Origin of the sequence: Micromonospora fluostatini, from assembly GCF_050410825.1 — a bacterium.
In the GTDB taxonomy this organism is placed as follows: Bacteria; Actinomycetota; Actinomycetes; order Mycobacteriales; family Micromonosporaceae; genus Micromonospora; species Micromonospora rosaria.
The window spans coordinates 4,346,692-4,360,943 of record NZ_CP191251.1 but is presented as its reverse complement, the minus strand read 5'-3'; the positions used below and the strand labels follow the sequence as shown (position 1 = coordinate 4,360,943).

The following is a 14,252-nucleotide window of genomic DNA, read 5'->3' as shown; positions in this document are numbered from 1 at the left end:
GATTCGCCCGTGCGTCGTGGGCCACTCCTCCTGACCGCCGCCGGGGCCTGCGCCGCAGCGCATGTCGCCGGGGTCCTGATGGCCGATCCGGTGTGGCGCTACGCCGAGGTGCTGGCGATCGTTCTGCTCCTCGCCTACGCCGTCAGCAACGGGCTACCGGCTCCCCGCTGGGCGATGCCGGCGGCCCTGGCGGTGCTGCTCGTGGAGGCCGTCCGCACGCTGCCCGCGGACCGGCACGCCGGCTACGGCTGGTCGACGTACGATCCGAGCGCCCGCATCGACGTCCCCTCCGGCTTCGAGGCGGGGCTCGCCGCGTCCTGGGCATCGTTGACCGCCGTGGCGGTGCTGCTCGTGGTCTGGCGTCGCGGTGGGTGGCGGCGGCGGCCGGTGGTCGCCGCGACGGTGACGGCCGTGCTGGTCACCGGGTACGCGGTCGTCCGGATCGTCGACGTCTGGCTCGGCCTCGGTGCCGATCGCCGGCAGTCCGCGCACGGCACGGAGGTGGCCGACGCGGTGCTCGCCGTGGGCCTGGCGGTGCTGCCAGCACTGGCGCTCGGGGTGACCGCGCTGGCGCTCGCCGCGGCCCTGGCCGGGCACGGTCGGTGGCTCGCCGGCACCGGCGCGGCGTTGCTCGCCCTGGCCGCGCTGCCGCACCTGGACGCGAGCATCGGCGCGGTGACCCTGCCCCTCTCCGTGGGTGACCGCACCGCCCTGTTCGCCTGGTACGCCATCACCCCCACCCTGTCGATGCCGCAGCCCGTCCCGGCCCTCACCGCCCTGGCGGAGCTGACCGCGTACCTGCTGCTCGTCGCGGGGCTGGCCGGATCCCGCCGCCCGGCCCCCGCCGCGACGGCCGGGGCGGGCCGGTAGGGCCCGCCCCGGGTGGGGCGCGCAACGCCCCACCCCGCCCGACGGGTGGGCGGCCGGGGTGTCGGTGGGCGGTCGTACCCTGACCGGATGCCGCAACCGCCCGACACCACCCGGCCGGAGCCGGTCACCGAGGCCATCTTCCGCCGCGACGACTGGTACGCCGAGGAACTGGTCGACCGGCACTTCGTCCGGTGCGAGTTCCACGGGGTCGACCTGACCGAGGCGGTCACCCGGGGCGCGACCTTCACCGAGTGCACCTTCGGCGGGGTCCGGTTCAACGCCTCCCGGCACGTCGACTCGGCCTTCGTCCGGTGCGGCTTCCGGCGGTGCAACCTGTTCGACGCCGAGTTCGTCGGCTGCAAGCTGGTCGGCAGCACCTTCGACGAGTGCGACCTGCGCCCGCTGCGGGTCGAGGGCGGGGACTGGTCCTTCGTCGCGCTGCCCAAGGCGGACCTGCGCGGCGTGGTCCTCACCGACGTACGCCTGCGTGAGGCCGACCTGACCGGCGTGGACCTGACCGGCGCGACGGTGACCCGGGTGGACCTCTCCGCCGCGCACCTGGCGGGCAGCCGACTCACCCGGGCCGACCTGCGCGGCAGCGACCTGACCGGGTTGGATCCGACCACCGTGAGCCGCGCCGGCGCGCTGATCGACGCGACGCAGGCGCTGGTGATCGCCCAGGCGCTCGGCTTCGAGATCCGCTGAGCCCGTCCGGTCCGGCGGCCCTGCGGTCCGGCGCCGTGTGGTCCGGGTGTTCCGGACGTCCGGCCCGAATTCCCGACCGCCGACCCCATTGACACCGTGGTGACTGATCGATGACAAAATCGCTCGGTTTCCATCTGGTGTCCGGGCCGATCCGGTGACACCGTGAACCGGCGCGGTTGCCAGCGCCGGGTCCGAGACGGATCGGTGTGCGGCGGCTGGGGAGTGGAGGTCGGGTGGGGAAGACGGACCGCGAGCGGACCTGCCGGCGCTCCGGTGTCCCGGCGACGGCCCCGACCGCCGCCGGCGCGGGCACGCCGAGCGGCGGCAGCGGGGCGGCTGACGGGGGTACCGGGGCGGCCGGGAGTGGTCAGCCGACCCGTAGCGCGCAGCGGCGGATGGCCCGGACCCGGCAGCGCCGGCTGTGGGCGGTCGAGGGGCTGACCGTGGTCGTCTGCCTGGTCGGGTTGGTCGCGTACCTCGGCCGGGAGTCCGCACCGGGACCGGGGACCGACCCCGCGATCGTGCCCGGCGGGCAGGCCGGGGTGGAACGGCCGAGCTTCGGGCGGACCGCCAGCGCGCTGCCCGCCGTGGTCTCGCCGGGACTGAACCCCCGGGCCCGGCCGGCCCTCACGCCCACGGCCACCCCCGAGGCCGGCTCGGCGGCACCGGCGCCGGACGGCACCCTGCCGGTCCCGGCGCGTCCGGTCCTCAGCATCACCCGGGTCGAGGTGCCGGCCACGGTCGACCTCACCCGAGTCGGCACCCGGGACTGGCTGCACTGGGGGTCGCGCGGCGCGGACTCGACGGTCCGCAAGCGGGACGGCTCCGGTGCCATCGTGGACGCCGGTGGGCCGGGTGTCCGGGCGGGCCACGACACCAACCCGGAGGTGTTCGCCTGGCGGGACGGCGCCGAGGCGCACCAGGAGACGGGCACCTCGACCGGCGTGCACACCTGCGGCACGGACAGTGGGTTCGCGCTGGCCGTGGCGGGCGACGGCGAGGTCCGCACCGCCCGGCTGTACGTCGGCGTCTGGATGGCCCGGGGCCGGCTGGAGGCCCGACTGCCCGACGGCAGCCCGGCCGCCACGGTCCGGTTGGAGGACCCGCACACCGAGCACACCGCCGGGTTCGACGTGCGGTTCCAGGCGCCCCGGGGCACCCGGTTGTCGCTGTCCTGGATCACCGAGCACGCCTTCAACCCCGACTGCGGCAGCGTCAGCCTCCAGGCGGTGGCGCTGCGCTGACGGGGCGACGGGCGGGCTCGGTGCAGTGGGTGCCGGGGCGGGACAGTTTGTCCGTCGTGGGGATCGGCACCTGGGCTTAGCGTCGTGGCTGGTCCGAACCGTTCATCCGCTGTGGAGGCTCCTCCGATGAGCAGCACGACCCTCCGTTCCGCCCAGTCCACCGGCGAGGTGCTGCGGGAGATCCCGCTGCCGCCGTACGTCACCGGGGAGGACGCGCAGTTCGCCGTCCGGGCGGTGGTGGTGCACGCGCCCCGGCGCTGGTCGGGCGGGACGGTCTGCCGCAACGACGCGAACCCGCACCCGTGCCGGCTGCACCGGTGGGGGCGGCGGGTACTGGCGCTGCGGGGCCTGCCGCCGGCCGCCATCGACGCGCTGGTCGAGCAGGGCGACCCGGCCGCCGTGCTCCCGCCGCCCGTCCGACCGGGCGCCTGACGACGCTTCCGCCGCCCGTCCCGACCGAGGGCGTGCCCGACCCGCCAGGCGGCGGTCAGGCCGGGCTCTGGCCCGGTCCGGGACGGGGTGGCTGCTGCTCGGGGCCGCCCCGGTAGCGCGGGTTGCGTTGCAGGACGAGCGGTGCCACCAGCGCCGCGAGGGCTCCGCCGAGCAGGGGGAAGACGATGAACAGCCAGAGTTGGCGGAGCGCGACGCCGCCCTCGAAGATCGCCGGACCGAAGGACCGGGCCGGGTTCAGCGAGGCCCCGTCGAGGGTGGTGCCGAGCAGGATGGCCGCCCCGAGCGCGATGCCGATCGCCAGCCCGGCGAAGCCGGCGTGCTCCGGGCGGCTGGTCACCACCAGGACGACCAGCACGAACATGAAGGTCAGCATCGTCTCCAGCAGCATCGCGCCACCCCGGCTGATGTTCGCCCCGTACCCGGTGGTGCCCAGGGCCCCGGTCTGGTCCACCACCCCGCCCCACCGGGTCAGCGCCCAGAGCAGGAAACCGCCCACGGCGGCACCGGCGAACTGGGCGATCCAGTACGCCACCGCGCCGACCGGTGAGATCTTGCGGGACAGCAGCACCCCCATGGTGACCGCCGGGTTGATGTGACAGCCGGAGAGCGGACCGAACGCGTAGACCAGCGCGAGGACGATGAAGGCGAAGGCGAGCCCGACCACCACCACGCCGCCCTGGACCCGGGCGGCCACGGCACTGCCCACTCCGAAGAAGACCAGCAGCAGGGTGCCGAGGAACTCGGCGGCGTACCGGCGGGCGTCGTCCATAGGGTCAGCGTATGGCTGATATCCGGGCGAATCACAAGAATAGCGACGAGTCCCCCGGGCCGGGCAGGATGCCCGTCCCGACCCGATTCACGGGGTAGGGTCGGTGTGCCGGGCAAGACCCGTTTCCAGGGGCCCGTACCCGGGCCGTGCCGTCGGCCCGCCGCGTCGCCGCGCCGCGCATCGGGGCCGCCCAGCAGTCCGGTCCCGGCCCGCTCCGGCGTACCCGCGAGCCGAGAATCCACGAGGAGTTCCGCCATGTTGACCATGACAGACAACGCCGTGCTCGTGATCCGTGACCTCGCCGCGCAGCAGGACGTCAGCGATGCCGGCGGGGTCCGCATCGCCGCCGACACCGAGGCCGGCTCGTTGACCATCGAGCTGGTGCCCGAACCGGCGGCGGGTGACCAGGTGGTGGACGACTCCGGAGCCCGGATCTTCCTCGACCCGGACGCCGCCGAACTGCTCCACGACACCTCCGTCGACGCCGTCGTGGACGACGACGGGATCATCCAGTTCGGCTTCACCGAGCGCGACTGACCCACCGGCCGGCCCTGCCCGAGTGCTGGTCGGGTCACCGGGGCGTGGCCGGTCGGCCGGCGCCCCGGGACGGTCGGTGCCGGGCCGACCACCCGTCGTCGGCCCGTCGCTCCCGCTGCGGGGCGAGCAGTTCGGCCAGCACCTGGGCCAGGTGGTGGGAGGTGCCCCAGGCCAGCCAGTTCGTCGGCGACCCCGTCCCGGTCACCCGCCGGGCCCGGCGCAGGAACTCCTGGTCACCCCAGGAGAAGGCGGCCCCGGCGGCGGGCCAGTGCGGGGCGGCGACCAGCGTCCGGCACAGGTCGGCGAACCGCTCGTCACCCCGGCCACCCCGCCTCGACCAGCGGTAGACCCACCAGGCGTCGCCGGCCGTGTAGCGCACCGTCGGCAACCGGTCGCCCGGCTCCCGGTCGGCGGGGCCCGCCGGGCTGATCCCGTAGTCGGCGTACCCGACGCCCAGGTCGGCCAGGCGACGCCAGAGCACCCGGTCCCAGCGGTCCACCCGGACCGGCTCGTCGGTGGGCAGGCCGGACAGGGCCGGGGGCATCCCGCCGGACGCCACGGTCGCCGACCGCCAGGGATGCCGCCGGGCCCACTCCAGCAACCTGCGGACCCGGGACTCGGCCAGCCGCACGTCGGCCGGGCAGCAGACGTCGCCCGCGTCGACGAGCAGGTCGAACTGCTCCGGCAGCAGGCCGGTGAGCCGGCAGACCCGCTCCAGCCCGGCGGTGGCGGCGTCCGGGCCGGTCCAGCTCCGGTCGGCCGGGAGCCGCACGACCGCCCGCTGCGCGGACGACCGGGCCGCCGCGCCGTGCGCGACCAGCCGGTGGTCGCCCTCCGCGAGCCCGACCACCGGCACCACGGGTACGCCCCAGCGGGCCGGCTCGGCCTCCGGGGTGTGCGGTACGGCGCGGAGGTCCACCGCCGGGACCAGGCCGGCCGGCAGCCGGCCCAGCGCGTCCAGGGTGGACCGGTCGACGGTGGACAGCACGATGACCGGGGAGACCAGCGCGGCGGTGCTGGGGTCGAGGTGGCGGAGGGCCTCGAACTCACCTCGCCGGCCGGCGAGAAGGGGACGGTAGACGGGTTCCGACGCTGGCGGGCCTGCCCGGCGGCCTGCCCAGCCCTCGTGGGCGGGCACCATGCCTCAATCTACCTGCCAGAACACCCCGATCACAGGCCCGAACGGCCCACCTGCCCCGCCAAATCCGGTGTGGACGACCCGGGTTGTCCCTACCATGCCCTGGTGCCTGCCGACCCCTTCCGCTACCGCTCCCCGGACGAGGACAGCGCCCGGTGGCTCGGGTTCCCGTTCCGCACCGGCGACATCGTGATCAGCACCCGGTCCAAGAGCGGCACCACCTGGATGCAGATGATCTGCGCGCTGCTGGTGTTCCGTACCCCCGACCTGCCGGCCCCGCTGTCGCGGCTGTCGCCCTGGCTGGACTGGCTGGTCGAGCCCCGCGACGAGGTCGTCGCCCGGCTCGCCGCCCAGGAGCACCGGCGGTTCGTCAAGACGCACACCCCGCTCGACGGGGTGCCGCTCGACCCCCGGGCGACGTACGTCGTGGTCGCCCGGCACCCGTTGGACATGGCGGTCTCGCTGTACCACCAGGCACGGAACCTGGACCGCGAGCGGATGCACGAGTTGACCGGCCAGCCCGTCGGCCCCACCGGGCCGCGGTGGCCGTTGCCCGAGTGGCTGGGCCGCTGGGTGGACCGGGAGGCCGACCCGCGCGGTGAACTGGACTCGCTGCCCGGTGTCCTGTGGCACCTCACCGATGCCTGGCGGCGTCGGGGCCAGCCCAACGTCGTCCTCGTGCACTACGCCGACCTGCTGGCCGACCTGGCGGGGGAGATGCGCCGGCTGGCCGACCGGCTCGGCTTCGACGTGCCGGAGCGGGACTGGCCCGACCTGGTCGACGCGGCCACCTTCGGGCGGATGCGGGAGCGGGCGGACCAGCTCGCCCCCGACCCGGCCGGGGTGCTGCGCAGCCGCGCCGCGTTCTTCCGGTCGGGCACCTCGGGGCAGGGCCGGGCGTTGCTCGACCCGGCCGTGCTGGCCCGCTACCAGGCCCGGGTGGCCGCCCTGGCCCCGCCGGACCTGCTCGCCTGGCTGCACCGCTGATCACGGATCGTGACCGCCGTTGCCATATTTGTTACCCTCGATCGGTCCCGGGGCGGTGCGGCCCCTGGCAGTCCCTCGACCTGATCAAGGAAGCGGCCCAAGCATGGATCTGAGCAACGCCACCTGGCGTAAGTCGACCAAGAGCGGCCCGAACGGCGGCGCGTGCGTGGAGGTCGCCGACGGCCTCCCGGGCGCGGTGGCCGTGCGGGACAGCAAGGACCCGTCCGGCCCAGCCCTGGTGTTCGCGCCGGCCGCCTGGGCCCGCTTCACCCGGGACCTCCAGCGCTGAGCAGCCCCCGCAGGCACGTCGAACAGCCCACCACGACAGAGGGAGCCCCGACCCGGGGCTCCCTCTGCTCTCTCGCTACCTGCTCTGCCTAGTCCCGGACGTCAGTTGTCGTCCCGGTCGTCGTCATCGTCGTCGTCCCGGTCGTCCTTGTCATCCCGGTCGTCATCGTCGTCGTCGCGGTCGTCGTCATCGTCGTCGTCTACCGGCTCCTTCTCGGTGTCGAGGATCTTGCCGTTCTCGCGGTCGACGTCGATCTCGTACTCGGTGGTGCCGTTGATGATCTCGATGCTCCAGACGGGGCGGTTGTGCTCGCGTTCGCGGTCGACGTCGACGATGCGGCCGCCGCCGGCGGCGGCGAGGGCGATCTCGCCGGCCCGCTCCCGGCTGATGGTGTCCTGGCTGGCCGGCGGGGTGCTCGTGTCGGTGGCGGCGCGGGTGGTGGCGGTCAGGCCGGGTGCCGGGTTGGCGTCGGTCGCGGGGGCGGCGGGGGTGTTCGTGTCGGGTGTGCTGGTGGTCGCTACCAGTGCGGTGTCGGCGCTGCGCTGCGCGGTGCGGTCGGCGGCGGCGCTGCCGAGCGCCACGCCGGTGACCGACAGCACGGCGGTTCCGCCGATCGCGGCCAGTACCAGTGAGATCCGGTTCATCGGGTCCATCCTCTCCTCGTTGCTGCAATCGAGGATCGGTCCTGGGTGGATAGGGGCGCGCTGTCCGATTGCTAAGGCCCGGTTAAGCCGCCGGCCGCTGCGGGCCGGCGCTTCCCGCCCGCCGGGTGTTCGATTCGGCGCCCTGTCGAGCTGCCCTCACCGATGGGGCGGAAGCCGTGGCGTGCGGGGCGGGGGCTGTGGCGTGCGGGGGCTGTGGCCCGGCTGGTCTCGTGGGCGGGGCAGCTCGACAGGACGCCAGTGTGTGGTTGCCCGCCAGCGGTCCGCTGACCACGGTTGTTGTGCCCCGGCGCTCCGGCAGCTCGGCGGCCCGACGGGTGGCGTGGGTGGGTCAGTCGGTGGGGGAGCGGGGTGGACCGAGACGGAGCAGGACCTGGGCTCCGCCTCCGGGGCCGGTGCCGACCTCCAGCGAGCCGCCGCTGGCCTGGGCGGCCCGCTGGGCGATGTCCAGACCGAGGCCGGTGGAGCCGCCGTGACTGGCGCCCCGACGGACCGTGCCGGGCGGCATGCCCGGCCCCTCGTCGGCGACGGTCAGCAGCACGCGACCGCCGTCCGGGGCGAGGCGCACGGTGAACGGGGTCTCGTCGGGGGTGTGCGCGAAGACGTTGCCCAGCAGGGCGTCCACCGCCGCCTCCAACTCGTCGGCGGGCACCCCCACCGGGAGCGGACCCTCGGCCAGGTCGAGGGTGACGGTACGGCCGGTGTCCTCGGCGAGCACCGACCAGAACGCCACCCGGTCCCCGACGATCGCCGCCGCGTCGGAGACGGCGGCCCCGGCGGTCGGGGTACGCCAGCGGGCCTGCCGGATCAGGCCGGTGACGGCCCGTTCCAGCCCGTCGACGGCGGCGGTGACCCGGGCGGCGTCCGCCGGGTCGCGCAGCGACTCGGCCTCCAGCCGGAGCGCGGTCAACGGGGTACGCAGCCGGTGCGACAGGTCGGCGACCTGCTCGCGTTCCTCGCGCAGCAGCACCTGGATGCGGCCGGCGAGGTGGTTCAGGGCCCCGGCGACCTCGCGCAGCTCGGCCGGTCCGGCCGGGGTGACCCGGGCGTCGAGTTCGGCGTTGGCCAGCCGGTGCGAGACGGTGGAGAGGTCGGTGATCGCCCCGACCAGGCTGCGGGCCAGCCGGTCGGCGACGGCCAGGCCGACCAGCACCAGGACGATGCCGAGCCCGGCCAGCAGCAGCCAGGCCCGGGTCACGCCGTGGGTCAGCTCGGCGGCGGGCACCACGGTCCGGATCACGCCGGTGCCGTCCGTGCGCCCCTGCACCGCGATGACCACCTCCCGGCCGTCGGCGAAGTCGGCGGTGAGGCTCTGCCCCCGCGCGGCCAGCTCGACCGCCGGGGTACGCGGGGTCGCCGCCCCGAGGATCGTGCCGTCGGGCAGGAAGACGCTCACCGGTCGGCGGGACTCGGCGACGAGCTGTTCCACGGTGAGCCGGATGGTCTCCGGGTCGTTGGTACCGACCACGGGCACCAGGCTCTGCGCGTCGGCGGTGGCCCGGACGGTGGCCCGGTCGGCGGTGACGTCGCGGACCAACAGGGCCAGCGGCACCAGGAACGCGGTCAGGACGAGGACGCCGACCGCGGCGGCCAGCAGGGCCAGCCGACCCCTCACCGGTCCGCCCCGGGGTCGGCCAGGCGCACCCCGACACCCCGGACGGTGTGCAGGTACCGGGGCTGCTGGGCGCTCTCCCCGAGCTTGCGGCGCAGCCAGGACAGGTGCACGTCGACGGTCTTGTCCGCCCCGCCGTAGGGGATCTGCCAGACCTCGGTGAGCAGTTCCCGCTTGGTGACCACCTGACCGGGCCGGCCGGCGAGGTGGTGCAGCAGGTCGAACTCGCGCGGGGTCAGCTCCACCGCCGTACCGTCCAGGGTGACCTGCCGGGAGCGGGGGTCGACCCGCAGCCCGCCCACGGTGATCGTCGGGTCGGCGGCGTCGGCGGCGGAGGGGCCCCGGCGCAGCACCGCCCGGACCCGCGCGTCGAGCTGGGCGGCGGTGAACGGCTTGACCACGTAGTCGTCGGCCCCCGCGTCGAGGACCCGGATGATCTCCCGCTCGTCGTCGCGGGCGGTCGCCACGATCACCGGTACCGCGCTGACCGCGCGCAGCATCCGGAGCAGTTCCCGGCCGTCCAGGTCGGGCAGGCCGAGGTCGAGCACGACCAGGTCGGGGCGGTCGTCCAGCGCGGCCCGGAGGCCGTCCATCGCGGTGGAGGTGGCGGCCACGGCGTGGCCGCGTTCCCGTAGGGCACGGACCAGCGGGGTACGGATGGTCAGATCGTCCTCGACGAGCAGCAGGCGGGGCACACCAGGCAGGCTAGCCGGCCGCTCGACGGGCACCACTGTTCTTAACCTTCCTTTATCCCCCCGCAGAGCCCCGCCCAACGTCGCTTCGGGGATAGTCGGTGGCATGGGTCGCCGTACACTGCTCGCCGCCGTCGGGTGGCTGGCCACCGCCGTTCTCGCCACCGGTCTCGGGCTGGGCGCGATCCGGCTCGTGGGTGAGGGGATCGCCGGTACCCCCGGCGGGGTGCTCAGCCAGGAGGAGGTCGCCCGGGCGCTGGCCTCGCCGGTGCCGTCCGCCCCGGCCGTGCCGGGCCCCTCGACCGGTCCGGGTGGTCCGACCACCGGGCCGTCCGGTACGCCGCAGAGCCCCACCGTCGCTCCCTCGGCCACGCCGTCGGTGACGCCCCCGGTCACCCCGTCGGCGAGCCCGGCCGGGTCACGGCGGGTCCTCGTGGTCACGGGGGGCAGCGCGGTCGCCGAGTGCCGCCCCGGCGGTGCGGCGTACCTGGTGGCCTGGACCCCGGCCCAGGGGTACCGAACCGTGGAGTTCGAGCGGGGGCCGGACGACGACGTGGAGGTCACCTTCGCCGGGCCGGGCGGCGAGCACGAACTCCAGGTGGAGTGCGTCGGCGGGGAACCGGTGCTCATCCCGGACGACGACGATGACGATGACGACGACTGACCGGTCGGCCCGGCCCGGTGGCCGGTCGGCCTGACGCGAGCAGCCGTGCCGGGTCCGCACGACGAGCGCGCGGCGCCGTCCGACCGAAGTCCGACGTCGCCGCGCTCTGGCCGTCTCCCACCCTCGCAGCCCTACGGCGGTACGTCGGCGGGGACCTGGCTCGACCGGCACCGCACTGCGCCGGACAGCTCCTCGATCCCCGGCCCGGGGGAATCCAAACCTCGCTTCCGGGCCGCCTTCCACCATCTGCGATTCCCGGCGTGGATCGGGCCGGGGCCGGGTATGAGCGTCACATGGAACATTTCACGATCGCGACCGTCGCCGAGAAGAGCCCGGACTTCCGGCGGGTGCTGTGGACCGGCCAGCAGACCCAGTTGGTGATCATGACCATCCCGCCCGGTGGCGAGATCGGCGAAGAGGTCCACGAGGGCATCGACCAGATCCTCACCTTCGTCAGCGGCGCCGGGGAGGCCCGGGTCGGCGGGGAGACCCGGGCCGTCGCCCAGGGCGACCTGGTGGCGGTGCCGGCCGGGACGAAGCACAACTTCGTCAACACGGGGCCGAACCCGCTGGTCCTCTACACGGTGTACGGCCCGCCGGAGCACGCCGACGGCGCGGTGCACCGGACGAAGGAGGAGGCCGACCGGGCGGAGGCGGCGGGCGAGGACGAGCCACCCACCTCCTGAGCCGGGTGAACCCGCCCCGGGTCGGGGTATCCGGGGCGGGTGCCGCAGCAGCCGCCGATCGCCGACTACGCGTTCCTCTCCGACTGCCGGTCGGGCGCGCTGGTCGGTCGGGACGGCTCCGTCGACTGGTGGTGCCCCACCCGGTTCGACGGCCCGTCGGTCCTCGGCCGGCTGCTCGACCCCGGGGCCGGGCACTGGCGGCTCGCCCCGGTGACCCCCGGGCGGGTCGAACGCGCGTACCGGCCGGGCAGTCTGGTGCTGCGGACCGTGCACCACACCGCCACCGGCAGCGTGGCGGTCACCGACGCGCTCGCCGCCGGGCCGGGTGCGCGGGGGCACGAACTGGGCCTGAACTCGCCGGCCGTGCTGGTCCGGGTGGTGGAGGGGCTGACCGGTCGGGTACCGATGCGGCTGGACTTCGCGCCCCGCCCGGAGTACGGCCGGCTCACCCCGTACCTGCACGAGCGGCCGGACGGGTCGGTGCTGGCCACCGCCGGGCCGGTGGTGCTGGCGCTGCGCGGTGGCGGGTCGCTGCGGGTGGCCGGCGACCGGGTCCGGTGCGACGTCACCGTCGCGGCGGGGCAGACCGTCGGCTTCGATCTGGCGTACGGGGCGGCGTACGGCGACCCGCCCGCCCGGCTGGACCCGGTGCCGACGCTCGCCGACACGGTACGGGCCTGGGAGGCGTTCCGGGAGACGCACCGGTACGACGGCGAGTACGCCGACCTGGTGCGGCACAGTGCGACGGTGCTGACCGGGCTGACGTACACCCGTAGTGGCGCGGTGGCCGCGGCGGCGACCACCTCGCTGCCGGAACGGCTCGGTGGCGACCGCACCTACGACTACCGCTACTCCTGGCTGCGCGACTTCGCGATGACCATGCGGGCGCTCTGGGTGGCGGCCTGCCCGGAGGAGGCGGACCGCCTCTTCGCCTGGGCGGCCCGCTCCGTCGGCCGGATCGGGGACGCCCCGGTGCCCGTGCTGTTCGGGCTGGAGGGGGAGCGGGACCTGGCCGAGCGCGAGCTCGGCCACCTGCGCGGGTACGCCGACAGCCGGCCGGTCCGGGTGGGCAACGAGGCGTGGCGGCAGCGGCAGCTCGACGTGCCCGGCGAGGTGATCCTGGCGGTGTGGCGGCTGCACGAGTACCTCGGGGAGACCTTCGACACCGAGATCCGGGAGATGGTCGTCGACCTGGCCGAGGAGGTGGCGGGGACCTGGCGGCTGCCGGACCGGGGGATGTGGGAGGCCCGGGACGCCGAGCGGCACCACCTGTCGTCGAAGGTGTTCTGCTGGGTGGCGCTGGACCGGGCGGTGGAGCTGGCGCCCCGACTGGGGGAGCGGGCCGATCCGGCCCGCTGGGCGGCGATCCGGGACGAGATCCGGGCCACCGTCCTGCGTGCCGGCTGGAACGAGCAGGTCGGCGCGTACACCGGGGTGTTCGGCTCGGCGGAGCTGGACGCCTCCGCGCTGCTGCTGCCGCTGGTGCGGTTCCTGCCGGCCACCGATCCCCGGATGCGGGCCACCATCGCGGCCGTGGAGCGGGAACTGGGCACCGGCGACGGGCTGGTACGGCGCTGGCCCACCGACCCGGCGGCGTTCCTGATGTGCTCGTTCTGGCTGGTCGAGTGCCTGGTGCTGGCCGGCGAGCCGGAGCGGGGGCGGGCGTTGTTCGAGCGGGCCGTCACCCACGCCAACGACGTCGGGCTGTTCAGCGAGCAGGTCGACCCGGTCTCCGGCGCGCAGGTGGGCAACACCCCGCAGGCGCTGTCCCACATCGGTCTGATCAGCGCGGCGTGGCGGCTGACCGACCCCGCGACCGACTGACGCCGGCGCCGTCCGCACAATGTGAACTCTGCAACATTCCTGCAAACGCAACTCATTGACGCTGCAGCTCGGGCGGTCCTAGCCTGACTGTCAGGAAAGCCCTTTCCCTGGGTGGGCTGACCCGCAACCTCCCGATCTGGAGCCGTGGGGGTCCGGCCCGAGATCACCTGGCGTCGACCACCACCCGGTGCCCGGCACGGACGGCACGGTCCGCCGGCACCACCGGCCGGAGCCCGGCGTCGACGACCCACGCGTCGACGTCGGGCTCCGGCGCGTCCACGGCGTCCGGCCGGGTTCGGCCGTCCGATCAGGGGGTAGAACACCCGCCATGACCACCCTTGACCAGCCCACCGTCGCGCTCCCGGGCGGCGTCCGGATGCCCCTGCTCGGCTTCGGCACCTGGCAGGCCACCGGCGAGGCCGGGTACGAGGCCGTGCTCGCCGCGCTCGACGCCGGGTACCGGCACGTCGACACCGCCACCATGTACGGCAACGAGGCCGAGGTCGGCCGGGCGGTACGGGACAGCGGGCTGCGCCGGGAGGACGTCTTCGTCACCACCAAGCTGCCGCCGGAACGGGTCGGCCGGGAACGGGAGACCATCGAGGAGAGCCTGCGGGCGCTCGGCCTGGACCAGGTCGACCTCTGGCTGGTCCACTGGCCGCCGTCCGACCCGGCGGACAGCGTCCTGGTCTGGCGGGAGATGCTCGCCGCCCGCGACGCCGGGCTGACCCGGGCGGTCGGGGTGAGCAACTACGCCACCCCCCAACTCGACGAACTGACCGAGGCGACCGACGAGCGCCCGGCGGTCAACCAGATCCGGTGGAGCCCGTCGCTGTACGACCGGCGGCGGCACCGGGAGCACCGGGACCGGGGGATCGTGCTGGAGGGGTACAGCCCGTTCAAGACCAGCGACCTGGCGGACCCGGTGCTCACCCGGATCGCCGCCGCGCACGGCGTCTCCCCGGCCCAGGTGGTGCTCCGCTGGCACGTCGACCACGAGATCGTGGTGATCCCCAAGTCGGTCACCCCGGAGCGGATCCGCGCCAACGCCGACATCTTCTCGTTCTCGCTCACCACCGAGGAGATGCGCGACATCGACGCCCTGGGCCACTGACCTCGG

The 14,252-nt window shown here is 74.9% G+C and carries 16 protein-coding genes; 11 read left to right on the top strand and 5 right to left on the bottom strand.

What is annotated here, in order from left to right; all coding sequences use genetic code 11:
* The first annotated feature begins 9 nt into the window (after positions 1-9).
* From ACQUFX_RS19045 to ACQUFX_RS19030, 4 genes are all read left to right on the top strand, one after another.
* Positions 10-870 (top strand): hypothetical protein, encoded by an 861-nt coding sequence (locus ACQUFX_RS19045; RefSeq protein ID WP_428961691.1) that lies wholly within the window; start codon positions 10-12, stop codon positions 868-870.
* Between the two features lie 87 nt (positions 871-957).
* Entirely contained in the window at positions 958-1,575 is a 618-nt protein-coding gene (locus ACQUFX_RS19040) for a pentapeptide repeat-containing protein (RefSeq protein ID WP_428961690.1), read from the top strand.
* A 233-nt stretch (positions 1,576-1,808) separates the two neighbouring features.
* On the top strand, positions 1,809-2,819 hold the full coding sequence (locus ACQUFX_RS19035) for a hypothetical protein (RefSeq protein ID WP_428961689.1): 1,011 nt from the start codon (positions 1,809-1,811) through the stop codon (positions 2,817-2,819).
* A gap of 126 nt (positions 2,820-2,945) precedes the next feature.
* A complete protein-coding gene (locus ACQUFX_RS19030; RefSeq protein WP_428961688.1) occupies positions 2,946-3,251 on the top strand; it encodes a hypothetical protein in 306 nt (101 codons plus the stop codon).
* Between the two features lie 55 nt (positions 3,252-3,306).
* Here the strand turns inward: ACQUFX_RS19030 and ACQUFX_RS19025 are convergent, their stop codons facing one another.
* Positions 3,307-4,041 (bottom strand): MIP/aquaporin family protein, encoded by a 735-nt coding sequence (locus ACQUFX_RS19025; RefSeq protein WP_428961687.1) that lies wholly within the window; start codon positions 4,039-4,041, stop codon positions 3,307-3,309.
* A 255-nt stretch (positions 4,042-4,296) separates the two neighbouring features.
* Between ACQUFX_RS19025 and ACQUFX_RS19020 the strand changes: the two genes are divergently transcribed.
* The gene (locus ACQUFX_RS19020) at positions 4,297-4,578 is read left to right on the top strand and encodes a HesB/IscA family protein (protein WP_428961686.1); all 282 of its coding nucleotides are present in this window, start codon (positions 4,297-4,299) and stop codon (positions 4,576-4,578) included.
* Positions 4,579-4,612: 34 nt separating this feature from the next.
* On the opposite strand, the gene ACQUFX_RS19015 is transcribed toward ACQUFX_RS19020, so the two are convergent.
* Positions 4,613-5,719: a beta family protein gene (locus tag ACQUFX_RS19015; protein WP_428961685.1), complete on the bottom strand. Its 1,107-nt coding sequence runs from the start codon at positions 5,717-5,719 to the stop codon at positions 4,613-4,615.
* Between the two features lie 102 nt (positions 5,720-5,821).
* Here ACQUFX_RS19015 and ACQUFX_RS19010 point away from each other — a divergent pair, with 102 nt between their 5' ends.
* The gene (locus ACQUFX_RS19010) at positions 5,822-6,703 is read left to right on the top strand and encodes a sulfotransferase domain-containing protein (RefSeq protein WP_428961684.1); all 882 of its coding nucleotides are present in this window, start codon (positions 5,822-5,824) and stop codon (positions 6,701-6,703) included.
* Between the two features lie 103 nt (positions 6,704-6,806).
* Positions 6,807-6,992, top strand: coding sequence for a DUF397 domain-containing protein (locus ACQUFX_RS19005; protein ID WP_428961683.1), 186 nt, complete (start codon positions 6,807-6,809; stop codon positions 6,990-6,992).
* Positions 6,993-7,093: 101 nt separating this feature from the next.
* Here the strand turns inward: ACQUFX_RS19005 and ACQUFX_RS19000 are convergent, their stop codons facing one another.
* From ACQUFX_RS19000 to ACQUFX_RS18990, 3 genes are all read right to left on the bottom strand, one after another.
* A complete protein-coding gene (locus ACQUFX_RS19000; RefSeq protein ID WP_428961682.1) occupies positions 7,094-7,636 on the bottom strand; it encodes a PepSY domain-containing protein in 543 nt (180 codons plus the stop codon).
* 349 nt (positions 7,637-7,985) lie between these two features.
* Positions 7,986-9,269 carry a sensor histidine kinase gene (locus ACQUFX_RS18995; protein ID WP_428961681.1) on the bottom strand — a complete coding sequence of 428 codons (1,284 nt, stop codon included), beginning with the start codon at positions 9,267-9,269 and terminating at the stop codon, positions 7,986-7,988.
* Entirely contained in the window at positions 9,266-9,961 is a 696-nt protein-coding gene (locus ACQUFX_RS18990) for a response regulator transcription factor (protein ID WP_428961680.1), read from the bottom strand. The genes ACQUFX_RS18995 and ACQUFX_RS18990 overlap by 4 nt, the downstream gene beginning before the upstream one ends.
* Before the next feature lie 103 nt (positions 9,962-10,064).
* On the opposite strand from ACQUFX_RS18990, the gene ACQUFX_RS18985 reads away from it, so the two are divergent.
* The 4 genes from ACQUFX_RS18985 (at position 10,065) to ACQUFX_RS18970 (ending at position 14,246) form a co-directional block, all read left to right on the top strand.
* The gene (locus tag ACQUFX_RS18985) at positions 10,065-10,622 is read left to right on the top strand and encodes a septum formation initiator (protein ID WP_428961678.1); all 558 of its coding nucleotides are present in this window, start codon (positions 10,065-10,067) and stop codon (positions 10,620-10,622) included.
* A 293-nt stretch (positions 10,623-10,915) separates the two neighbouring features.
* A complete protein-coding gene (locus ACQUFX_RS18980) occupies positions 10,916-11,308 on the top strand; it encodes a cupin domain-containing protein (protein WP_428961677.1) in 393 nt (130 codons plus the stop codon).
* 39 nt (positions 11,309-11,347) lie between these two features.
* The gene (locus tag ACQUFX_RS18975; RefSeq protein WP_428961676.1) at positions 11,348-13,132 is read left to right on the top strand and encodes a glycoside hydrolase family 15 protein; all 1,785 of its coding nucleotides are present in this window, start codon (positions 11,348-11,350) and stop codon (positions 13,130-13,132) included.
* Between the two features lie 328 nt (positions 13,133-13,460).
* Positions 13,461-14,246: an aldo/keto reductase gene (locus tag ACQUFX_RS18970; RefSeq protein WP_428961675.1), complete on the top strand. Its 786-nt coding sequence runs from the start codon at positions 13,461-13,463 to the stop codon at positions 14,244-14,246.
* The last annotated feature ends 6 nt before the right edge of the window (positions 14,247-14,252 follow it).